Below are 20,066 nucleotides of genomic sequence, written 5' to 3' on the forward strand. Positions count from 1 at the left end.
CTCTCCGCAACAGCGCGCGCACACTGCGGATTCGAGCACTCCGTTCACACCCCGTGTGAAGCGGTTCGCACTAGTCTGTCGGCACCGAGCCACCCGGGGGGCATATATGCAGCCCAACACTCTGCTCGACGCGATCCTGGACGAGGCCGGGATCTCGCACGCGGGGCTGGCAGCGCACGTGAACCAGGCGGGGCGGGCGCGCGGGCTCGCGCTGAGATACGAACACACCGCTGTCGCCCGGTGGTTGAAGGGCCAGCGGCCGCGCGGCCAGGTGCCCGATCTGATCTGCGAGGTGCTCGCCGCCCGGCTGCACCGTACCGTCACGCTCGACGACATCGGCCTCGGCGTGCCCGGCGAGCCGTCCACCGCGCACACCACCTCGCTGTCCGGCTTCGTGGAGCGGGCCACCGCGCTGTGGCGCTCCGACGAGCAGCAGCGGCCGCACATCCTGGGCGCCCCCGCGGTCACGGGCACACCCGCCGTCATGCCCGTATGGGAGTGGGAGAACCCACCCGAGGACGTGGACGTCTCGCGCGGGGGCCGGCACCGGGTCACCCCCGCCGACATCGAGATGCTGCGGGCCGCGCGCACCCACTACGAGCAGATGTACCGGAAGGCGGGCGGCATAGCGACCCGCACCCGGATCGTCGGGTTCCTGAACGCCGAGGCCGCCCCGCTGCTGCGCGGCAGCTACACCGACGCCACCGGTCGCCAACTGCACCGCGCCACCGGTGGGTTGGTGGCCGTCGCCGGAATCTGCGCGTACGACTCCGACGCGCACGGGCTCGCCCAGCGCTACTTCCACCAGGCCCTGCGGCTCGCGAAGGCCAGCGGAGACCGGGGGCTCGGCGCCTATGTGATCGCGCTGCTGGTCAACCAGTCGCTGTTCATGCGGGAGTTCCGGCAGGCCGTCGCCTTCGCGGAGGCCGCGCTGCGGGCCGCTGGCAAGCACATCACCCCGGCGCTCGCCTCCGACCTGTACGCGATGCAGGCGAAGGCGTACGCCCACCTCGGCGACGGCACGAGCGCCCTGTCCTGCATCCGGCGTGCCGAGCAGGCCGCCGAACGTATCCATCGCGGATACGAACCCGACGAAACGGGCTATGTCCAGCCCGGACTCGTCAACGTCCAGGTGGCGGAGGCACTGCTGAGTCTCGGGGAGCTGGCAGCCGCGGGGGAGCACGCCGCGGCCGCCGTCGGCAATCCGGCCCACGACCGGGGCCGGGTGCACCGGCTGGCCATGCTCAGCACGATCGAGCTGCGCCAGGGCAACGCCGACAAGGCGGTGGCCACGGCGGTGCAGATGGCCGAGCAGGCGCGGGGCATGGAGTCCCGGCGCCTGCGCGACAGACTCCGGGCGGTCCGCGAGCACCTGGTGCGCAATGGGTGCGCGGGCACGTCCGAGGCCGCCGAACTCATCGACGGAGCGCTGCGCGTACCGCTATAGGCCGGTGCAGGCCGGTACTCGTCCACCGACACCTCATAGTCCCTGCTGCGATATTGCCACTCACTCGACGGAAGGTGGCAGAACCGTGCAGTGGACGAAACAGAACGAACAAACTGTGTATGAAAACCGCTGGTTCACCGTCAACCTGGCAGACGTGGAGCTGCCCGACGGACGGCACCTGGACCACTTCCTCATACGGCTGCGGCCGGTCGCCGTGGCCACGGTGGTCAACGAGGCCAATGAGGTCCTCCTCCTGTGGCGCCACCGTTTCATCACCGACAGCTGGGGGTGGGAACTCGCGGCGGGCGTCGTCGAGGACGGCGAGGACATCGCCCGCGCGGCCGCCAGGGAGCTGGAGGAGGAGACCGGCTGGCGGCCGGGACACCTGCACCACCTCATGACCGTGGAGCCCTCCAACGGGCTCACCGACGCCCGGCACCACATCTACTGGGCCGACGAGGGCGAGTACGTCGGACATCCCGTGGACGACTTCGAGTCGGACCGCCGGGAATGGGTCCCCCTCAAGCTCGTTCCCGACATGGTCGCCCGTGGGGAGGTCCCGGCCGCCAACATGGCGGCCGCGTTACTGATGCTGCACCATCTCAGGCTCGGCTAACGTCCCATCGCCTGCCAGATCGCCACGACGAGAGCACCCACGGCGGTGAGGGCGGCGACCGCGGGCAGCGGCCAGCGCGTGTGTTCCAGTGTGTGGATCCGGGTCGTCAGCTCGTCGAGTTCCTTGGCGGTCTCCTCGCTGCGGTGCGTGAGCAGAGCCAGCCCGCCCTCCACGCGGGCGTAGGCGACGTCGAGACGACGTCGTAACTCTGCGAGTTCTCCCTGAACGACTGGATGCTCGGGATCGGCGGTCACGTGTCCGCTCCTTTCCGTAGTCATCTCTCATCCCTTGCATGCGCAGGGAAAGTGAACTCGCCTGGTGGGCGCCTGGGGAGAGTGTGCGAGGGGCATATGCGAGCCCGGCGTGCACACGGTGTGTGAATGACGCGGGCCCGGCACCTTCGCGGTGCCGGGCCCGTGCAGTTGGCCGGAATCTGACCGTCTGTAATCAGCCGTACGTGTAGAAGCCCGAGCCGGTCTTACGGCCCAGCCGGCCCGCGTCGACCATGCGCTGCAGCAGCGGGGGAGCGGCGTACAGCGGCTCCTTGTACTCCTCGTACATGCTCTGCGCCACGGAGGCGACCGTGTCCAGTCCGATCAGGTCGGACAGCTTCAGCGGGCCCATCGGGTGGGCGCAGCCCATCTCCATGCCGTTGTCGATGTCCTCACGGCTGGCGATGCCGGTCTCGAACATCCGGATCGCGGAGAGGAGATACGGGATCAGCAGCGCGTTGACCACGAACCCGGAGCGGTCCTGGGCGCGGATGGCGTGCTTGCCGAGCAGCTTCTCGGTGAAGACCTGGGCCCGGCTGAGGGTGCCCTCGGAGGTGGTGAGCGCCGGGATCAGCTCGACGAGCTTCTGCACCGGGGCCGGGTTGAAGAAGTGGATGCCGACGACCTGGTCGGGACGCGAGGTGGCGACCGCCAGCTTCACCAGCGGGATCGAGGAGGTGTTGGAGGCCAGGATCGCGTCCGGGCGGGTCACCACCTGGTCGAGCACCTGGAAGATCTCGGTCTTCACCTGCTCGTTCTCCACGACGGCCTCGATCACCAGGTCGCGGTCGGCGAACTCGCCCAGGTCGGTGGTGAAGGACAGCCGCGCCTGCGTGGCGTCCAGCTCCTCCTCGCTGATCTTGCCGCGCTCGGCGGCCTTGGCCAGGGAGTTGAACAGCCGGGTACGGCCGATCTCCAGGGCCTCGCCGGTGGTCTCGGCGACCTTCACGTCCAGGCCGGCGCGGGCGCACACCTCGGCGATGCCCGCTCCCATCTGGCCGCAGCCCACCACACCGACGCGTGCAATATCTCCGGAGATGCCGGTCACATCGTCCCCTTCGCTGATCCACGACTGCGGCAGGTCCGCCGTTGTTCGACGCCTGCTCCAAACCTGCACGTTACCTTCGGCGAAGTTTGATCGATCGTTCGGGTGCCTCATGAAAAGCTGGCGCGGGGTGTGATCCCGGCCATACGGATCTGCCCCCGGGGGTGGGCCCTGACCACGGCACACGGAGGTACGAAGAGATGCTGCACCGGAAGTCACGGCTGTCACGACGGGCCTTCGCGGTGACCGCCCTGTCGGCACTCGTGGCGGGAGGCGGCGCGTTGGCGGCGGGTGCCGCCATGGCGGACGGGTCGGAGCGGGACCGGCGACGGTTGACCCGGGAGACGCGCGGCGTGTGGATCGCGACCGTGGCGAACCGGGACTGGCCCTCCAAGCAGGGGCTGACCGCGAAGGAGCAGTGCGACGAGCTGATCACCCACCTGGACACGGCGGTGGAGCGCCGCCTGAACACGGTGATCCTCCAGGTACGGCCCACGGCCGACGCCCTGTGGCCCTCGCCCTACGAGCCGTGGTCCCAGGTCCTCACCGGCACCCAGGGCAAGGACCCCGGCTGGGACCCGCTCGGCAAAGCCGTGGCGGAGGCCCACTCCCGTGGGCTGCAGCTGCACGGCTGGTTCAACCCGTACCGCATCGCCAACCACACGGACCCCGCCAAGCTGGCCGCGTCCCACCCCGCCCGCAAGCACCCGGAGTGGGTGGTGCCGTACGGCGGCAAGCTCTACTACAACCCGGGGCTGCCCGAGGTCCGCGCCTTCGTGCAGAAGGCGATGCTCGACGCGGTGGAGAGGTACCCGCTCGACGGGGTCCACTTCGACGACTACTTCTACCCCTACCCGGTGGCGGACCAGGCCTTCGACGACACCGAGGCCTACGAGCGCTACGGCAGCGACTTCGCGAGCCGGGCCGACTGGCGGCGGGACAACATCGACAAGCTGGTCGACGAGATGGCGTCCGGCATCCGGCGGATCCGGCCCGCCACCCAGTTCGGCATCAGCCCGTTCGGGGTGTGGCGCAACGCCGCCACCGACCCGCTCGGCTCCGAGTCACGGGCGGGCGTGCAGACGTACGACGACCTGTACGCGGACACCCGGAAGTGGGTCCGCGAGGGCTGGATCGACTACATCTGCCCGCAGCTCTACTGGAACATCGGCTTCGCCGCCGCCGACTACGCCAAGCTCCTGCCCTGGTGGGCGGAGGTGGCACGGGGCAGCAGGACGCAGCTGTACCTCGGCGAGGCGCTGTACAAGGCCGGTGACCCGGCGCAGCCCGAAGCCTGGCAGGACCCGGGCGAGCTGTCGCGGCACCTCACCCTGGCGAAGCGGTACCCGGAGACACGCGGGCACGTCTTCTTCGCCGCGAAGGACTCGGCCGCGGACCGCATCGGGGCCATGGCGCAGGTCGTCGCCGACCACTACGGCCGGCCTGCCATGACCCCACGCTGATCGGCCTGCCGGGTTACGGCCCGGTCCGGTGGGTCTCCTTGTGACGGATCTCGGTGTCGGGGCCCGGGGAGCAGATGCCCTCGTGCCCGTCCTCGAAGCGCACGCGGAACGGAGGGTTGCCCTCCTGGCCCAGGACTTCGACGATCTCGCCGACCTTGTCGTGTTGTCCGACCACCCTGCCGTGCTGGACAAGCTGGTCGCCCACGGTTGCACGCATCTGTCGGTCCTCCTCACCAGGTGCGGGAGCAGCGGTCGTGGCCTTGAGTCTACGGCGTGGAGCGGTGGTTGGAAGTGGGTCGTTCGGGCCCGCTCAGCCACGTGCCCGCTGGGTCACGGCGATGCACACGAGGACCGCCGTGGCCGTGAGCGGGGCGGCCACTGTCAGGTGCTCGCCCAGCAGCAGCACCGACCACACCAGTGTGAGCAGGGGCTGGGCCAACTGCAACTGGCTGGCCTTCGGGATGCCGATGGCCGCCATGCCCCGGTACCAGACGACCAGGCCGAGGAACTGCGAGCCCGTCGCGAGCCACAGCAGTCCGGTCACGCCGTGCCAGGTCAGGTGGACGGGTTCGTACGACAGCGCGACCGCGGCGGCCGGGAGGGTGAGCGGCAGGCACAGCACCAGCGCCCAGCCGATCACTTGCCAGCCCGGCATGACCCGGGCCAGCCGGCCGCCCTCGGTGTATCCGGCGGCGCACACCAGCAGCGCCCCGAAGAGATACAGGTCGGCGGTGGTCAGGGCGCCGCCGCTCTGCTGGACGGTGAAGGCGACCACCGCCGCCGCGCCCACGAGCGCCGCCGTCCAGAACGTGCGCGACGGGCGGGCGCCGACGCGCAGGGCGGAGAACAGGGCGGTGGTCAGCGGCAGCAGGCCGACCACGACGGCGGCGTGCGCGGTGGTGGACGTCTGGAGCGCGAGGGTGGTGAGCAGGGAGAAGCCGAGGACCACTCCCGCGGCGACCACCGCGAGGCCCGCCCAGTGCCGGCGCGCGGGGAACGGCACGCGCAGCGCGAGCAGACAGCCGCCCGCGATCAGCGCGGCCAGCATGCTGCGCAAGGCGATCAGGGACCAGGGGGTGAAGCCCTCCAGGCCCCAGGCGGTGGCGGGGAAGGTGAGGGAGAAGACCGCGACACCGAGGGCGGCCTGGAGCGTGCCGCGCAGGGTCGACCCGGTGGGCGCCGCCGGACCGGACGAGGCGGGCGCGGTGGCCGGGGCTGTCGGTGCGGCCGCAGTGGTGACTGCTATCGAGGTCGATGCGGTAGCGCTATTCTCTGCTCTCATGCAAGAGCGTAGCAGTGTCGGTGAACTGGCGAGTCAACTGCGGCGCGAGCTGGACCGCTACTCTCCAGGTGGAAAGCTGCCGTCCAGCCGGGCCCTGATCGAGCGCTTCCGGGTGAGCCCGGTGACCGTCTCCCGCGCCCTCGCGCAGCTGGCCGCGGAGGGGCTGGTGGTCACCCGCCCCGGCGCGGGAGCGTTCCGTGCCGAGCCGCGCACCCAGGCCGCTGCCGTCGGGGACACCTCCTGGCAGGAGGTGGCGCTCAGTGCGGACGCCGCCGCGGAGCTCGTACCGCGCTCGGTGGACGCCTCGGGAGTCCTCGTCTCGCTTCCGGCCCCACCGCCCGGCGTGATCGAGTTCAGCGGCGGCTATCTGCACCAGTCGTTGCAGCCGGAGCGGGCGATGGCCGCCGCCCTGTCCCGGGCCGGCCGCCGGCCCGGGGCGTGGGGGAGGCCGCCCATGGAGGGGCTGCCGGAGCTGCGGGAGTGGTTCGCGCGCAGCATCGACGGGCCGGGCGGCGCCCTCACGGCAGCCGAGGTGCTGATCGCCGCGGGCGGCCAGTCGGCGCTGACGACCGCGCTGCGGGCGCTCGCACCGCCGGGGGCGCCGGTGCTGGTCGAGTCGCCCACCTATCCGGGCATGCTGGCCATCGCCCGAGCGGCCGGCCTGCGCCCGGTACCGGTCCCGGTCGACGCGGACGGTGTACGGCCGTCCCTGCTCGCCGACGCCTTCAGGGTGACCGGCGCCCGCGTGTTCGTCTGCCAGCCGCTGTTCCAGAACCCGACCGGCGCGACGCTCGCCCCCGGGCGGCGCGGCGAGGTGCTGCGCATCGCGCGCGAGGCCGGTGCCTTCCTGATCGAGGACGACTTCGTACGACGGCTGGTGCACGAGGACGCCGGCCCCCTGCCGCGTCCGCTGGCCGCCGACGACCCCGACGGCGTCGTCGTCCACGTCAGCTCGCTGACCAAGGCGACCTCGCCGAGCTTCCGGCTGAGCGCGCTCGCCGCTCGGGGGCCCGTGCTGGAGCGGTTGCGCGCCATCCAGGTCGTCGACAGCTTCTTCGTGCCGCGGCCGTTGCAGGAGGCGGCGCTGGAACTGGTCGGCTCGCCCGCCTGGCCGCGCCATCTGCGGTCGATCTCCGCCGAGTTGAAGACCCGCCGCGACACGATGACGGCCGCCCTGCGCCTCGACCTCCCCGAACTCGCCCTCCCGCACATCCCGTCCGGCGGCTACCACCTGTGGCTCCGCCTCCCGGACGGCACTGGGGGCACCTCCCAGGCTTTCGGCCCTGGGGGAGAGTCGGCCCTGACCTCCGCGGCTCTGCGCGCGGGTGTCGCGATCACGCCCGGCCGCCCGTACTTCAGCGCGGAACCTCCGGCGGGGCATGTGCGGCTGAGCTTCGCGGCGGTGGCGGGGGTGGGCGAGATCGGGGAGGGGGTACGGCGGCTGCGGGCCGCCTGTGACGAGGTGTTCTAGCCGCGGGGGACCGGGGCGATACCGCAGGTGAACTCGGCGGACTCGAACAGCTCCGGGGTCAGGTGTATGCCGGTGATGCGGTGGGCGAGGGCGAAGGAGGCGCCGGTGAGGCCCTCGTAGTCCCGCTCGTCGTCCTCGTCGTGCTCGATCAGGTCGAACCCCGACTCCCGCATGTCCTCCAGGAGTTCGTCGGGACGGGCGCCATGACGCTCGTAGGCGAAGAGCGGCTGGAAGTGCAGGCGCAGCTCGCCGTCCTCGTACCAGCAGAAGTCGTCCACCGCGTTGACGTTGAGGAAGTGGGAGACCACCGTGCGGCCCCGCGACAAGGGGATCATGGCCGCGTTCGTGACGCCCAGGTAGCCGTTGAACTCGACCATCAGAGACCACTCGCCGACCGCGGTCACCCCGACGAACCGCCGGTACGCCGCGTCCACTTCGTACGACGGCTCGCACAGCCCGTCCACGCCGGTGATCCGTGGCCCTGGCTCGGCCTTCAGCTCCCGGAGCAGTTCCTCGGGGGCCAGCCCGCTGACCAGTGTGATGCAGTACGCCTGCATCAGGTTCTCGTACCGCTCCTCGAACCACCCGTAGTCCGCCGCAGTCGTCCCCGTCATGCCCGAAGCATCGCACCCGTCACTTGACAACGCCCCGCCCACCGGCGAAAACCGTTCGACGCCGACGTCGTCCCCCTGCGAATCTCGCCGCATGACCGACACCCCGCCCCTCGCCGAGGGCTACGAGATCTCGACCGACCCCCACCGCATCGACGCCGAGCGCGTGCACCGGTGGCTGTCCACCGACGCGTACTGGGCGATCGGGCGCGCGCGGGAGAAGCAGGACCGGGGGATCGAGGGCTCGCTGAACTTCGGGGTGTACGAGTCGGTTTCGGGGGAGCAGGTGGCGTATGCCCGGATCATCACCGACCGGGCGACCTTCGCGTGGCTGTGCGACGTGTACGTCGACCCGTCGGTGCGCGGCAAGGGCATCGGGACGGCTCTGGTGGGCGCCGTACGCGAGCACCTGCGGCCGTACGGGATGAAGCGGATTCTGCTGGCGACGCACGACGCGCACGGGGTCTACGAGAAGCTCGGCTTCGCGCCGCTGGAGAAGCCGGACCAATGGATGGCGCTCTATTTCTAGCGACTTGTCCGCCTGGTCCTGACCTCGAAGTAAGGTTTCGTCCACCCTCGGTAACTCCTGCACAACACCCCTTGACCTGGGCACTTTCGCGGCACACCATCCACGCATGCCACTTCGGGTCACGTTCGTCGCCGCCGCGCGAAGCTCCCCGCTGCTCGCGGAGCGCTTCGAGGACGACCGGCCGCTGGACCAGGCCGGCTGGGACGAGGTGCAGCGCGTCGCGCGCGACCTGCTGCCGCTGGCGGCCGCCGAGCTGCGCTACTGCTCACCGACCCCGCGCAGCCGCGCCACCGGCGACGCCCTCGGCTATGCCCCGCTGGTGCAACTCGCCCTGCGCGACTGCGACATGGGCCGCTGGCGTGGGCTGACCCTCGGCGAGGCGATGGCCCGGGAGCCGGAGGCGGTGGACGCCTGGCTGGCGGACCCGCGCAGCACGCCGCACGGCGGCGAGTCGCTGCTGGCGTTCATCGGCCGGGTCGGCGGCTGGCTCGACACGCGGCCCGTGGAGGACGGCGGCCGTATCGTCGCCGTGGCCGAACCGTCCGTGATCCGCGCCGCCCTGGTGTACGCGCTGAAGGCGCCGCCCGCCACGTACTGGAACATCGACGTACGCCCCCTGTCGACGACCACCGTGACCGGCCGGGCCGGCCGCTGGAACCTCCGCTTCGACGGGGCGGCGGCTCAGCCCTCGCGCGCGTAGTCGGTGGTCAGGGCGAGGTCCTTGGCGGGGCCGCGCACCCGCCACACCGTCCGCCAGTGGTCCGCGTCCCGGACGGTGAACTCGCCCCGGTAGAGGTCGGCCGAGCAGGGATGGTCGGCGATGTGCCGCCCGGAGCGCAGGTCCAGGTCGTGGAAGGGCCGTCCGTCGGCGAAGCGCACGTCCGCCGTGCCCGGCGTCGAGCCTGGCAGGAAGCGCAGCGTCCGCTCGGCGGGCCGGGCGACGCCCTGCCAGACGAAGGTGCCGGACTCCTGGTGCAGCAGTCCGCCCTCGTCGATCCGGCCGAAAACCGTCGTACCGGAGAACTCCCCGGCCTCCCCGCTCGCCAGATCCCGCACGGACCGCTCGACCCGCCAGCTCCCGGCCAGATACGTCAGTACGTCCGGTACTGGCCAGAACTCGCCCATCCGTCCTTCGCTCCCGACACTTTCGATTCCGCGCGACCCGTTGACGCTCTCAATTCCCCCTCCCTATCTTGCCGTTCGAAGTGCTGATCATTGTCTGATATTTCGAACAACGAGCCGCGGAGTATCCATGTCACGCACCACCCGCATCCGCTGGAGACTCGGTCTGACGGCCACCGCCCTCCTGACGGCGACCGCCCTCTTCCCGGCGCCCGCACACGCCGAGGACGTCACCGACTACGCGATCACCGTCGACCCCGCCGCCAAGGGCGCGAAGATCGACGACACGATGTACGGCGTCTTCTTCGAGGACATCAACCGGGCCGCGGACGGCGGTCTGTACGCCGAGCTCGTGCAGAACCGGTCCTTCGAGTACTCGACGGACGACAACCGGTCGTACACGCCCCTCACCTCCTGGACGGCCGACGGCACCGCACAGGTGGTGAACGACGCCGGCCGGCTCAACGAGCGCAACCGCAACTACCTCTCCCTGGCCGCCGGTTCGGCCGTCACGAACGCCGGTTACAACACCGGCATCCGGGTCGAGGAGGGCAAGCGGTACGACTTCTCGGTGTGGGCCCGCGCCGCGGCCGGCACCACCCTCACCGTCGGCCTCAAGGACGCCGCGGGCACCCTGGCGACCGCACGCCAGGTGGCCGTCAAGGGCGGCTGGGCCAAGTACAAGGCCACCTTCACCGCGACCCGCACCAGCAACCGCGGCCGCCTGACCGTCGCCTCCTCGGGCGCGGCGGCCCTCGACATGGTGTCGCTGTTCCCGCGCGAGACGTACAAGAACCAGCCGAACGGCCTGCGCAAGGACCTCGCCGAGAAGATCGCCGCCCTGAAGCCGGGCTTCGTGCGCTTCCCCGGCGGCTGCCTGGTCAACACCGGCTCCATGGAGGACTACAGCGAGGCCAGCGGCTGGCAGCGCAAGCGCAGCTTCCAGTGGAAGGACACCATCGGTCCCGTCGAGCAGCGCGCGACGAATGCCAACTTCTGGGGTTACAACCAGAGTTACGGCCTCGGCTACTACGAGTACTTCCGTTTCTCCGAGGACATCGGCGCCATGCCGCTGCCCGTGGTCCCGGCCCTGGTGACCGGCTGCGGCCAGAACAGGGCCACCGACGACGAGGCGCTGCTCCAGCGGCACATCCAGGACACCCTCGACCTCATCGAGTTCGCAGGCGGCCCGGCCACCTCCAAGTGGGGCAAGGTGCGCGCCGAGATGGGCCACCCCAAGCCTTTCCACCTCACCCACCTCGAGGTCGGCAACGAGGAGAACCTCCCGAACGAGTTCTTCGCCCGCTTCCAGAAGTTCCGGGCCGCCATCGAGGCCAAGTACCCGGACATCACCGTCATCTCCAACTCCGGCCCGGACGACGCCGGCACGACCTTCGACACCGCCTGGAAGCTCAACCGCGAGGCGAACGTCGACATGGTCGACGAGCACTACTACAACAGCCCGAACTGGTTCCTGCAGAACAACGACCGCTACGACTCCTACGACCGCAGCGGCCCGAAGGTCTTCCTCGGCGAGTACGCCTCCCAGGGCAACGCCTGGAAGAACGGCCTGGCCGAAGCGGCGTTCATGACCGGCCTGGAGCGCAACGCGGACGTCGTCAAGCTCGCCTCGTACGCCCCGCTGCTCGCCAACGAGGACTACGTCCAGTGGCGGCCGGACATGATCTGGTTCAACAACCGGGCCTCCTGGAACTCGGCCAACTACGAGGTCCAGAAGCTGTTCATGAACAACGTCGGCAACCGGGTCGTTCCGTCGAAGGCGACCACCACGCCGAACGTCAGCGGCCCGATCGCCGGCGCCGTCGGCCTGTCGACCTGGGCGACCAGCGCGGCGTACGACGACGTGAAGGTCACCGCGGCGGACGGCTCGACGCTGCTCAGCGACGACTTCTCCGGTGACGCGTCGAAGTGGACGCACACGGGCGGCGGCAGCTGGAGCGTCCAGGACGGGCAGTACGTCCAGACGGACGCCGCCGCCGAGAACACCATGGTCACGGCCGGCGACCCGGCCTGGCACGACTACGACCTGCACGTGAAGGCCACCAAGAAGTCCGGCAAGGAGGGCTTCCTCGTCGCCTTCGGCGTCAAGGACACCGGCAACTACTACTGGTGGAACCTCGGCGGCTGGAACAACACCCAGTCCGCGATCGAGCAGGCCGTGGACGGCGGCAAGGGCACGCTGCTGACGAAGCCCGGCTCGATCGAGACGGGACGCGCCTACGACATCGACATCAAGGTGCGCGGCCGCCAGGTCACCCTCTACCTCGACGGCCAGGAGTGGGGCAGCTTCACCGACGACAAGCCGGCCGAGCCGTTCCGCCAGGTCGTCACCAAGGACGCGACGACCGGTGACCTGATCGTCAAGGTCGTCAACGCCCAGTCCGCCCAGGCCCGCACGGCCATTGACCTGGGCGGCGCCAAGGTCGACTCCAGGGCCAGGGTCACCACCCTGGCCGCCGACCAGGACGCGGTGAACACCGAGACGGACGCCCCGGTCGCACCGGCGACGTCGACCTTCTCGGGGGTCGCCGGCAAGTTCACGTACACCTTCCCGGCGAACTCCGTGACGTTCCTCAGGATCAAGCAGAGGTGAGAGGAGCGCGTCAGCTGCCGGCGGTCCATCCCGGGACCGTCGGCAGCACCTTCTCGGCGACCCGGAGCAGCACGGCGTCGTCCGGCACCATGCCGTCCGAACGCCACAGGGTCACGTCGAAGGACCCGCCGCCGTCCTTCGCGTCCTGGGCCACCATGAGTGAGCGGAGCGGGACACCAGGGCCGCTGTCGGCGTCGCTCCCGTCGAGGCGGAAGTTGATCCTGATGGTGCGGTCCGAGTACAGGACCGCCGGGCGGCCCAGGACCTTGCGCTGCTCCGCGCCCCCCAGCAGCTCATGGGACCCGGCCACGGGGAGATCGTCGTACGTCGCCGAGAGCGTCACCGTGTAGGTGTCGAACTCGACCTCGGCGGAGGGCATCGGGATGTCCTTGCCGCCGGAGAGGCCGACGGAGCCGTCGCTGCCGCCGGCGGTCTTCGCGGTCTCCGTCGGCGTACCCAGCAGCTCGGCGAGGTCGGGGCGGTGCAGGGCCTCGCACAGCTGCCTGCCGGTGACCCGTCCGGTCGCCTTCCCGGGTTCCTCGTCGGAACAGGTGGCGGGCGGCGGACCGCTGTTCCCGGTCGTCTCCCCGAACGCCCACGCACCGCCACCCAGCGCCGCCACCAGCACCACGGCCGCGATGCCCTGAACCCACTCGTTCGGGCCCTTCGCGCGCGTGCCCGCTTCTTCGGTCATGTCCCCCACCTGCCGTGATCCCCCTGATCCGTGCCCGGGGACACTAGCTCATGGGCATGACCCCGACAAAGCCGGTTTCCTGGGGTCTGCGGCGCGCTCACGGGCCCGTGCATACCAGATTGCATAAACGTGCATCGAAACGTATAGTCATGCTCTCGGAGGAGGAGGATTCCATGACGGTACGTGCGGCAGTGGCCGGAGCGAGCGGATACGCGGGCGGGGAACTGCTGCGTCTGCTCCTGGCACACCCCGAGGTCGAGATCGGGGCCCTGACCGGCAACTCGAACGCTGGTCAGCGGCTCGGTGCGCTGCAGCCGCACCTGCTGCCCCTCGCCGACCGCGTGCTCCAGGAGACGACCCCCGAGGTCCTCGCCGGACACGACGTCGTGTTCCTCGCACTGCCCCACGGGCAGTCCGCCGCCGTCGCCGAGCAGCTCGGCCCGGACGTGCTGGTCGTCGACATGGGCGCCGACTTCCGGTTGAAGGACGCGGGCGACTGGGAGAAGTTCTACGGCTCCCCGCACGCCGGCACCTGGCCCTACGGCCTTCCCGAACTTCCGGGTGCCCGCGCCGCGCTGGAGGGGTCCAAGCGCATCGCGGTACCCGGTTGCTACCCGACCGCCGTCTCGCTCGCCCTGTTCCCGGCCTACGCCGCCGGCCTCGCCGAGCCCGAGGCCGTGATCGTCGCCGCCTCCGGCACCTCCGGCGCGGGCAAGGCGCCCAAGCCGCATCTGCTGGGCAGCGAGGTCATGGGCTCCATGTCGCCGTACGGCGTCGGCGGCGGCCACCGGCACACGCCCGAGATGATCCAGAACCTCGGCGCGGCGGCCGGCGAAACCGTGAGTGTCTCCTTCACGCCGACCCTCGCCCCGATGCCCCGCGGGATCCTCGCCACGTGCAGCGCTTCCGCGAAGCCCGGCGTCACCGCCGAGTCCGTCCGCGCCGCCTACGAGAAGGCTCTCGCCGACGAGCCCTTCGTCCACCTCCTCCCCGAGGGACAGTGGCCCGCCACGGCGTCCGTCTACGGTTCCAACGCCGTTCAGGTGCAGGTCGCGTACGACGAGGCCGCGGGCCGCATCATCGCGATCAGCGCCATCGACAACCTGACCAAGGGCACCGCGGGCGGTGCCGTCCAGAGCATGAACATCGCCCTGGGCCTCGACGAGGCCACCGGCCTTTCCACGATCGGAGTCGCACCGTGAGCGTCACGGCAGCCAAGGGATTCACGGCGGCGGGTATCGCCGCCGGAATCAAGGAGAACGGCAACCCGGACCTGGCCCTCGTGGTCAACAACGGGCCCCGCCGCGCCGCCGCCGGCGTCTTCACCTCCAACCGCGTCAAGGCAGCCCCCGTGCTGTGGTCCGAGCAGGTCCTCAAGAGCGGCCAGGTGTCCGCCGTCGTCCTCAACTCAGGCGGCGCCAACGCCTGTACGGGGCCGAAGGGCTTCCAGGACACCCACGCCACGGCCGAGAAGGTGGCCGAGGTCCTCGGCCGGGGCGCGATCGAGGTCGCGGTCTGCTCGACCGGCCTCATCGGCGTGCTGCTCCCCATGGACAAGCTGCTCCCCGGCGTCGAGACCGCCGCCGCCCAGCTCTCCGAGCACGGCGGCGAGAAGGCCGCCATCGCCATCAAGACCACCGACACCGTCCACAAGACGTCCGTCGTCACGAAGGACGGCTGGACCGTCGGCGGCATGGCGAAGGGCGCCGGCATGCTCGCCCCCGGCCTCGCCACCATGCTCGTCGTCCTCACCACCGACGCCGCCCTCGACAACGACGTCCTGGACAAGGCCCTGCGCGCCGCCACCAAGGTCACCTTCGACCGCGTCGACTCCGACGGCTGCATGTCCACCAACGACACGGTGCTGCTGCTCGCCTCCGGCGCCTCCGGGATCACCCCGGAGCACGAGGAGTTCGCCGAGGCCGTACGGGCCGTCTGCGACGACCTCGGCCAGCAGCTGATCCGGGACGCCGAGGGCGCCAGCAAGGACATCAAGGTCGAGGTGATCAACGCCGCGACCGAGGACGACGCCGTCGAGGTGGGCCGCTCCATCGCCCGCAACAACCTCCTCAAGTGCGCCATCCACGGCGAGGACCCCAACTGGGGCCGTGTCCTGTCCGCGATCGGCACCACCAGGGCCGCCTTCGAGCCGGACCAGCTGAACGTCGCCATCAACGGCGTCTGGGTCTGCAAGAACGGCGGCGTCGGCGAGGACCGCGAGAAGGTCGACATGCGCTACCGCGAGGTGCACATCGTCGCCGACCTCGCCGCGGGCTCCGAGACCGCCACCATCTGGACCAACGACCTCACCGCCGACTACGTCCACGAGAACAGCGCGTACTCCTCATGAGCAACACACCCGCGCGGAAGCACACCGCCCTCCCCAAGGCCCAGATCCTCATCGAGGCGCTGCCCTGGCTGGTCCGGCACAACGGCAAGACCGTCGTCATCAAGTTCGGCGGCAACGCCATGATCGACGAGGAGCTGAAGGCCGCCTTCGCCCAGGACGTCGTCTTCCTGCACCACGCCGGTCTCAAGCCGGTCGTCGTGCACGGCGGGGGCCCGCAGATCAGCGCCGCGCTTGACAAGCACGGCATCGTCAGCGAGTTCAAGGCCGGCCTGCGCGTCACCACCGAGGACGCCATGGACGTCGTACGGATGGTGCTGGCCGGGCAGGTGCAGCGCGAGCTGGTCAACCTGCTCAACGAACACGGCCCGCTGGCCGTCGGTCTGACCGGCGAGGACGCGCACACCATCACCGCCACCAAGCACCAGCCCGAGATCGACGGCGAGTTGGTCGACATCGGGCGGGTGGGCGAGATCACCGACATCGACACGGGCGCGATCGAGGCCCTGCTCGCCGACGGCCGGATCCCGGTTGTCTCGTCGATCGCCCGTAGCCAGGACGACGGACATGTCTACAACGTCAATGCTGATACGGCGGCTGCGGCACTCGCTGCTGCTCTGGGCGCCGAAACCCTCATGGTCCTCACGGACGTCGAGGGCCTCTACGAGGACTGGCCCCACTCCGACGAGGTGATCAGCCGCCTCACCGCTTCCCAACTGGAGAAGCTGCTGCCGGAGTTGAGCTCCGGCATGGTGCCGAAGATGGAGGGCTGTCTGCACGCCGTGCGAGGCGGTGTGAACACCGCCCGGGTCATCGACGGCCGGGTCCAGCACTCGATCCTGCTGGAGATCTTCACCGACGAAGGCATCGGCACGATGGTCGTGCCGGACGCGCAAGAGGGGGACGCCGGATGACCGAGACGCCGACGAACGCAGGGCTCACCCAGCGGTGGCAGGGCTCGCTCATGAACAACTACGGCACCCCGCGGCTCCCCCTCGTGCGCGGTGAGGGGCTCAAGGTCTGGGACGCCGACGGCAAGCAGTACCTCGACTTCGTCGGCGGCATCGCGACCAACGCGCTGGGCCATGCCCACCCCGCGATCGTCGAGGCCGTGAGCAAGCAGATCGCGTCCCTCGGGCACATCTCCAACTTCTTCATGGCCGAGCCGACCGTCGCCCTCGCCGAGCGGCTGCTGCAGCTCTTCGGCCGGGAGGGCAGGGTCTTCTTCTGCAACTCCGGCGCGGAGGCCAACGAGGCCGCGTTCAAGATCGGCCGGCTGACCGGGCGGACGCATGTGGTGGCCACCGAGGGCGGCTTCCACGGCCGCACGATGGGCGCCCTCGCGATGACCGGCCAGCCGGGCAAGCGGGAGCCGTTCCTGCCGTTGCCCGGAGACGTCACCCACGTGCCGTTCGGTGACGCGCAGGCGCTGGCCGCCGCGGTGACCGAGGAGACGGCTCTGGTGATCATCGAGCCGATCCAGGGGGAGCTCGGTGTCGTGGTGCCGCCCGCCGGCTATCTGAAGGCGGCGCGGGCGATCACGGCCTCGACGGGGTCGCTGCTGGTCCTGGACGAGGTGCAGACCGGCATCGGCCGTACCGGGCACTGGTTCGAGTACCAGGCCCACGAAGGCGTGCTGCCCGACGTCGTCACCCTCGCCAAGCAGCTGGGCGGCGGGCTGCCGCTGGGCGCGACGGTCGCCTTCGGGCGGGCCGCGGAGCTGCTGCAGCCCGGTCACCACGGGACCACCTTCGGCGGGAACCCGGTCGCGTGTGCCGCCGGACTCGCCGTGCTGGACACCATCGCGAACGAGGGGTTGCTGGAGAACGTCAAGCGGCAGAGCGAGGCGTTGCGGGACGGGATCGAGGCCCTGGGGCACGGCTTGATCTCCCATGTCCGGGGCGCGGGCCTGCTCCTGGGTATCGTGCTCACCGAGCCGCTCGCCGCCAAGGTGCAGCAGGCGGCTCAGGACGCCGGTTTCCTGGTGAACGCGCCCGCCCCCGATGTCGTACGGCTCATGCCGCCGCTGAACCTCGGTGACGACGAAGTGGAGGCGCTTCTTCAGGCCCTTCCCGGCATCCTTGACGAGGCCAACGGGGACGGATGATCCGGAAATGAGACGACGATGAGTCAGGCGCAGGACCACGGGCACAACGGGGCGGACGGGGGCAACGGGGCGAATGGCGCCGCCGGGCCTGCCGTGCCGCAGACCCGCACCGCGCGTCACCGCCGGATCGTGGACATTCTGAACCGGCAACCGGTGCGGAGTCAGAGCCAGTTGGCCAAGCTTCTTGCGGATGACGGGCTGAGCGTCACTCAGGCGACGCTGTCCCGGGATCTGGACGAGCTGAACGCGGTGAAGATCCGGAACACCGACGGTGACCTGATCTACGCGGTGCCGAGTGAGGGGGGTTTCCGTACTCCTCGTGCGCCGCTGGGGGAGTCGGCGAAGGAGGAGCGGATGCGGCGGTTGTCGCAGGAGCTGCTCATCTCCGCGGAGGCTTCTGCCAACCTCGTGGTCCTGCGGACCCCTCCGGGGGCCGCGCAGTTCTTGGCGTCGGCGATTGATCAGGCCGAGCTGCACGACATTCTGGGGACCATCGCCGGTGACGACACGTTGCTGTTGATCAGCCGGAACCCTACGGGTGGGCAGGCTTTGGCCGATCACTTGTTGAGGTTGGCTCAGAACGGCCACTGAGTGGGGTGGTGGCGGTTGTTCGCCGACTGCGGGTGGTTCGTGGCTGGTCGCGCAGTTCCCCGCGCCCCTTGGGTTGGTCCACTCGCGCCAGCTGCGTAGTCCAGCCCTTGCCGCGGGCAGTCGTGCCGCTGGGGCGGCTCCCGACCCAAAGAAGCGGCACCCCGTTAGCGCCGGGCTGCGCGAACCCCCGCCCCAGCCCCCAGGCACGGTCACCGCTCAGCCGAGCCGCGCCGCCAGTCCCCCCGTGCACCGCACCTCGTCGCCCGCCGTGATCAGCAGTGCCTCCACGTCGGGCAGGGACTCCAGCCACCGCAAGCCCTGCCGCGAGCCCATCGCGAACGCTGCCGTCGCCCAGCAGTCCGCCCAGGTCACCGATGGGGCCACGACGGTCACCGCCACCAGATCCGTCACCGCCGAGCGGCCGGTCCGCGGGTCCACGATGTGGGTGCCCCGCTCGGCCGTACCGGACGTGGCCACCGCCAACTCGTCCATGCCCGCCGCGGAGATGACCGCCGCGAGCCCGCCCGGGCGCAGCGGGTCGGACACCCCCACCCGCCACGGACGCTCCGGGCCCGGGACGCCCAGCAACTGCACGTCACCGCCACCGTTGACGCTGACCCCAAGCACGCCGGGGACCGCCGCCAGCGCGCGTGCCGCGCGTTCCACCGACCAGCCCTTCACGATGCCCGTCGGGTCAAGGCGGCCCTCGTAGGACGTGCTGAACCAGCCGTCGCTGGTCCGCTCCGCCTCGGCGCCCAGGTCGAGCACGTCGGCGACCTCCGGATCGCACTCCTCGACGGTCAGCTCGCCGCGCGCCAGCCGGGAGACCTGGCTGTCGTCGCGGTACGTGCTGAACACCTCGTCGACCCGGTGCAGCCCGGCGACCGCCTCCACCAGCGCCGGCTGCACGGCACCGGGATCCCCGCCGCGGACGTCGAAGGAGAAGACCGTCCCCATGACCTCCTCCGCATGACGCACCGCGGCGGGAGCTTGTGTCGGTTCCACCACCGTGTCAGCCACCGGCCTGGTCCAGGGCCGACTGGAGGGACTCCTTGTAGCCGGCGCTGGTGTACGTCGCCCCGGACACCGCGTCGATGTCGGCGCTGCCCGCCGCCACGGCCGCCTGGTTGAGCTTCGGTACCGCGTTGCCGGTGATGTTGGTGCTCTGGCCGCCGCTGGGCGCCTGGACCGCCTCGGCCTTGGTGATCTTGCCGCCGCTGACGGTGATCCGGACCTGGACCGGCCCGTACTGGGTCTGGGCGACGCTGCCGGTGACGGTACGGGCCTGGGCGGCATCCGACCCTTGCGAACCGGAGCCCTGCGACCCCGAACCATCCTGCGAGCCCGAGCCCTGCGACGAGCCCGCGCTCGCCTTCGCCTTGTCGATCGCCGACTGGAGCGACTCCTTGTAGCCGGCGCTCGTGTACGTCGCCCCCGAGACCGCGTCGATGTCGGCGCTCTGCGCGGCGACCGCCGCCTGGTTGAGCTTGGGCACGGCGTCCGCGGTGATCCGGTCGCTCTGGCCGCCCTTGGGGGCCTGGACCGCCTCCGCCTTGGTGATCTTGCCGCCGCTGACGGTCAGCCGCACCTGCACGGCCCCGTACTGGGTCTGCGAGGCGTCACCGGTGACCGTGCCGGAGCCGGCCGCCTGGGTGCCGCCCTGCGGGGACTGCGCCGCCACGGGGGGTGCCGCGCCGCCCGCGGCCTGCGCGGACGCCGGGTCGGTCGCCGGCTTCAGCGACAGCAGCAGCACGATCCCGGACACGGTGGCGGCGCCGGCCAGCACGACACGCCGGATGGGGTGACTCTTCCTCATCGCTCCTACAGCTCCTGAAGTCCGAAGTCTTGTGTGACG

Annotated in this window: 21 protein-coding genes; 12 read left to right on the forward strand and 9 right to left on the reverse strand. The window is 70.6% G+C overall.

The genetic code is table 11. From position 1 onward, the window contains the following. Positions 1-106: 106 nt before the first annotated feature. Together ACZ7L6_RS36475 and ACZ7L6_RS36480 are read left to right on the forward strand one after the other, a co-directional pair. Positions 107-1,447: a transcriptional regulator gene (locus ACZ7L6_RS36475; protein ID WP_471931583.1), complete on the forward strand. Its 1,341-nt coding sequence runs from the start codon at positions 107-109 to the stop codon at positions 1,445-1,447. Positions 1,448-1,532: 85 nt separating this feature from the next. Further along, positions 1,533-2,063, forward strand: coding sequence for an NUDIX hydrolase (locus ACZ7L6_RS36480; RefSeq protein WP_471931585.1), 531 nt, complete (start codon positions 1,533-1,535; stop codon positions 2,061-2,063). Here ACZ7L6_RS36480 and ACZ7L6_RS36485 read toward each other — a convergent pair. Next, entirely contained in the window at positions 2,060-2,317 is a 258-nt protein-coding gene (locus ACZ7L6_RS36485) for a hypothetical protein (protein WP_471931587.1), read from the reverse strand. The two genes, ACZ7L6_RS36480 and ACZ7L6_RS36485, sit on opposite strands and share 4 nt — an antisense overlap. Before the next feature lie 193 nt (positions 2,318-2,510). Then, the gene (locus tag ACZ7L6_RS36490; RefSeq protein ID WP_471931589.1) at positions 2,511-3,383 is read right to left on the reverse strand and encodes a 3-hydroxybutyryl-CoA dehydrogenase; all 873 of its coding nucleotides are present in this window, start codon (positions 3,381-3,383) and stop codon (positions 2,511-2,513) included. A 197-nt stretch (positions 3,384-3,580) separates the two neighbouring features. Between ACZ7L6_RS36490 and ACZ7L6_RS36495 the strand changes: the two genes are divergently transcribed. After that, the gene (locus ACZ7L6_RS36495; RefSeq protein WP_471931591.1) at positions 3,581-4,843 is read left to right on the forward strand and encodes a glycoside hydrolase family 10-like protein; all 1,263 of its coding nucleotides are present in this window, start codon (positions 3,581-3,583) and stop codon (positions 4,841-4,843) included. Positions 4,844-4,856: 13 nt separating this feature from the next. Here the strand turns inward: ACZ7L6_RS36495 and ACZ7L6_RS36500 are convergent, their stop codons facing one another. Then, positions 4,857-5,060, reverse strand: coding sequence for a DUF1918 domain-containing protein (locus tag ACZ7L6_RS36500; protein ID WP_471931593.1), 204 nt, complete (start codon positions 5,058-5,060; stop codon positions 4,857-4,859). Positions 5,061-5,153: 93 nt separating this feature from the next. Beyond that, positions 5,154-6,125, reverse strand: a complete 972-nt coding sequence (locus ACZ7L6_RS36505; protein ID WP_471931595.1) for a DMT family transporter — start codon at positions 6,123-6,125, stop codon at positions 5,154-5,156. On the opposite strand from ACZ7L6_RS36505, the gene ACZ7L6_RS36510 reads away from it, so the two are divergent. Next, the gene (locus ACZ7L6_RS36510; RefSeq protein WP_471931597.1) at positions 6,124-7,596 is read left to right on the forward strand and encodes an aminotransferase-like domain-containing protein; all 1,473 of its coding nucleotides are present in this window, start codon (positions 6,124-6,126) and stop codon (positions 7,594-7,596) included. The two genes, ACZ7L6_RS36505 and ACZ7L6_RS36510, sit on opposite strands and share 2 nt — an antisense overlap. Here ACZ7L6_RS36510 and ACZ7L6_RS36515 read toward each other — a convergent pair. After that, positions 7,593-8,210, reverse strand: a complete 618-nt coding sequence (locus ACZ7L6_RS36515) for a DUF6461 domain-containing protein (RefSeq protein ID WP_471931599.1) — start codon at positions 8,208-8,210, stop codon at positions 7,593-7,595. The genes ACZ7L6_RS36510 and ACZ7L6_RS36515 overlap by 4 nt on opposite strands. A 91-nt stretch (positions 8,211-8,301) precedes the next feature. Between ACZ7L6_RS36515 and ACZ7L6_RS36520 the strand changes: the two genes are divergently transcribed. Both ACZ7L6_RS36520 and ACZ7L6_RS36525 read left to right on the forward strand, forming a co-directional pair. Beyond that, on the forward strand, positions 8,302-8,736 hold the full coding sequence (locus ACZ7L6_RS36520) for a GNAT family N-acetyltransferase (RefSeq protein ID WP_471931601.1): 435 nt from the start codon (positions 8,302-8,304) through the stop codon (positions 8,734-8,736). A 106-nt stretch (positions 8,737-8,842) separates the two neighbouring features. Then, complete coding sequence (locus ACZ7L6_RS36525) at positions 8,843-9,436, forward strand: histidine phosphatase family protein (RefSeq protein ID WP_471931603.1); 594 nt, start codon at positions 8,843-8,845, stop codon at positions 9,434-9,436. Here the strand turns inward: ACZ7L6_RS36525 and ACZ7L6_RS36530 are convergent. Then, positions 9,418-9,861, reverse strand: coding sequence for a DUF6314 family protein (locus ACZ7L6_RS36530; protein ID WP_471931605.1), 444 nt, complete (start codon positions 9,859-9,861; stop codon positions 9,418-9,420). The genes ACZ7L6_RS36525 and ACZ7L6_RS36530 overlap by 19 nt on opposite strands. A 127-nt stretch (positions 9,862-9,988) precedes the next feature. On the opposite strand from ACZ7L6_RS36530, the gene ACZ7L6_RS36535 reads away from it, so the two are divergent. Beyond that, positions 9,989-12,472: an alpha-L-arabinofuranosidase C-terminal domain-containing protein gene (locus ACZ7L6_RS36535; RefSeq protein ID WP_471931606.1), complete on the forward strand. Its 2,484-nt coding sequence runs from the start codon at positions 9,989-9,991 to the stop codon at positions 12,470-12,472. A gap of 10 nt (positions 12,473-12,482) precedes the next feature. Here the strand turns inward: ACZ7L6_RS36535 and ACZ7L6_RS36540 are convergent, their stop codons facing one another. Then, entirely contained in the window at positions 12,483-13,166 is a 684-nt protein-coding gene (locus tag ACZ7L6_RS36540; protein WP_471931607.1) for a DUF6215 domain-containing protein, read from the reverse strand. Between the two features lie 173 nt (positions 13,167-13,339). Between ACZ7L6_RS36540 and argC the strand changes: the two genes are divergently transcribed. From argC to ACZ7L6_RS36565, 5 genes are read left to right on the forward strand one after another with little or no spacing between them, the layout of a single operon-like run. Then, on the forward strand, positions 13,340-14,368 hold the full coding sequence (gene argC, locus ACZ7L6_RS36545) for an N-acetyl-gamma-glutamyl-phosphate reductase (protein ID WP_471931609.1): 1,029 nt from the start codon (positions 13,340-13,342) through the stop codon (positions 14,366-14,368). Next, positions 14,365-15,516, forward strand: coding sequence for a bifunctional glutamate N-acetyltransferase/amino-acid acetyltransferase ArgJ (gene argJ, locus ACZ7L6_RS36550; RefSeq protein ID WP_471931611.1), 1,152 nt, complete (start codon positions 14,365-14,367; stop codon positions 15,514-15,516). The genes argC and argJ overlap by 4 nt, the downstream gene beginning before the upstream one ends. Continuing rightward, positions 15,513-16,427 (forward strand): acetylglutamate kinase, encoded by a 915-nt coding sequence (gene argB / locus ACZ7L6_RS36555; protein WP_471931613.1) that lies wholly within the window; start codon positions 15,513-15,515, stop codon positions 16,425-16,427. The genes argJ and argB overlap by 4 nt, the downstream gene beginning before the upstream one ends. Further along, complete coding sequence (locus ACZ7L6_RS36560; protein WP_471931615.1) at positions 16,424-17,620, forward strand: acetylornithine transaminase; 1,197 nt, start codon at positions 16,424-16,426, stop codon at positions 17,618-17,620. Before argB ends, ACZ7L6_RS36560 begins: the two co-directional genes overlap by 4 nt. A gap of 18 nt (positions 17,621-17,638) precedes the next feature. Beyond that, entirely contained in the window at positions 17,639-18,211 is a 573-nt protein-coding gene (locus ACZ7L6_RS36565) for an arginine repressor (RefSeq protein WP_471931617.1), read from the forward strand. Between the two features lie 216 nt (positions 18,212-18,427). Here ACZ7L6_RS36565 and ACZ7L6_RS36570 read toward each other — a convergent pair whose 3' ends face one another. After that, a complete protein-coding gene (locus tag ACZ7L6_RS36570) occupies positions 18,428-19,168 on the reverse strand; it encodes an FAD:protein FMN transferase (protein WP_471931619.1) in 741 nt (246 codons plus the stop codon). A gap of 55 nt (positions 19,169-19,223) precedes the next feature. Then, positions 19,224-20,027, reverse strand: coding sequence for an FMN-binding protein (locus ACZ7L6_RS36575; RefSeq protein ID WP_471931621.1), 804 nt, complete (start codon positions 20,025-20,027; stop codon positions 19,224-19,226). Positions 20,028-20,066 lie beyond the last annotated feature (39 nt).

This window comes from Streptomyces sp. NPDC107522, from assembly GCF_055657525.1.

Bases quoted from the DNA above. Each gene is read 5' to 3' on its own strand.
- ACZ7L6_RS36475 (WP_471931583.1), top strand. From the start codon at position 107: ATGCAGCCCAACACTCTGCTCGACGCGATCCTGGACGAGGCCGGGATC.
- ACZ7L6_RS36495 (WP_471931591.1), top strand. From the start codon at position 3,581: ATGCTGCACCGGAAGTCACGGCTGTCACGACGGGCCTTCGCGGTGACC.
- ACZ7L6_RS36500 (WP_471931593.1), bottom strand. From the start codon at position 5,060: ATGCGTGCAACCGTGGGCGACCAGCTTGTCCAGCACGGCAGGGTGGTC.
- ACZ7L6_RS36510 (WP_471931597.1), top strand. From the start codon at position 6,124: ATGCAAGAGCGTAGCAGTGTCGGTGAACTGGCGAGTCAACTGCGGCGC.
- ACZ7L6_RS36505 (WP_471931595.1), bottom strand. From the start codon at position 6,125: ATGAGAGCAGAGAATAGCGCTACCGCATCGACCTCGATAGCAGTCACC.
- ACZ7L6_RS36515 (WP_471931599.1), bottom strand. From the start codon at position 8,210: ATGACGGGGACGACTGCGGCGGACTACGGGTGGTTCGAGGAGCGGTAC.
- ACZ7L6_RS36520 (WP_471931601.1), top strand. From the start codon at position 8,302: ATGACCGACACCCCGCCCCTCGCCGAGGGCTACGAGATCTCGACCGAC.
- ACZ7L6_RS36525 (WP_471931603.1), top strand. From the start codon at position 8,843: ATGCCACTTCGGGTCACGTTCGTCGCCGCCGCGCGAAGCTCCCCGCTG.
- ACZ7L6_RS36530 (WP_471931605.1), bottom strand. From the start codon at position 9,861: ATGGGCGAGTTCTGGCCAGTACCGGACGTACTGACGTATCTGGCCGGG.
- ACZ7L6_RS36535 (WP_471931606.1), top strand. From the start codon at position 9,989: ATGTCACGCACCACCCGCATCCGCTGGAGACTCGGTCTGACGGCCACC.
- ACZ7L6_RS36540 (WP_471931607.1), bottom strand. From the start codon at position 13,166: ATGACCGAAGAAGCGGGCACGCGCGCGAAGGGCCCGAACGAGTGGGTT.
- argC (WP_471931609.1), top strand. From the start codon at position 13,340: ATGACGGTACGTGCGGCAGTGGCCGGAGCGAGCGGATACGCGGGCGGG.
- argB (WP_471931613.1), top strand. From the start codon at position 15,513: ATGAGCAACACACCCGCGCGGAAGCACACCGCCCTCCCCAAGGCCCAG.
- ACZ7L6_RS36560 (WP_471931615.1), top strand. From the start codon at position 16,424: ATGACCGAGACGCCGACGAACGCAGGGCTCACCCAGCGGTGGCAGGGC.
- ACZ7L6_RS36565 (WP_471931617.1), top strand. From the start codon at position 17,639: ATGAGTCAGGCGCAGGACCACGGGCACAACGGGGCGGACGGGGGCAAC.
- ACZ7L6_RS36570 (WP_471931619.1), bottom strand. From the start codon at position 19,168: ATGGGGACGGTCTTCTCCTTCGACGTCCGCGGCGGGGATCCCGGTGCC.
- ACZ7L6_RS36575 (WP_471931621.1), bottom strand. From the start codon at position 20,027: ATGAGGAAGAGTCACCCCATCCGGCGTGTCGTGCTGGCCGGCGCCGCC.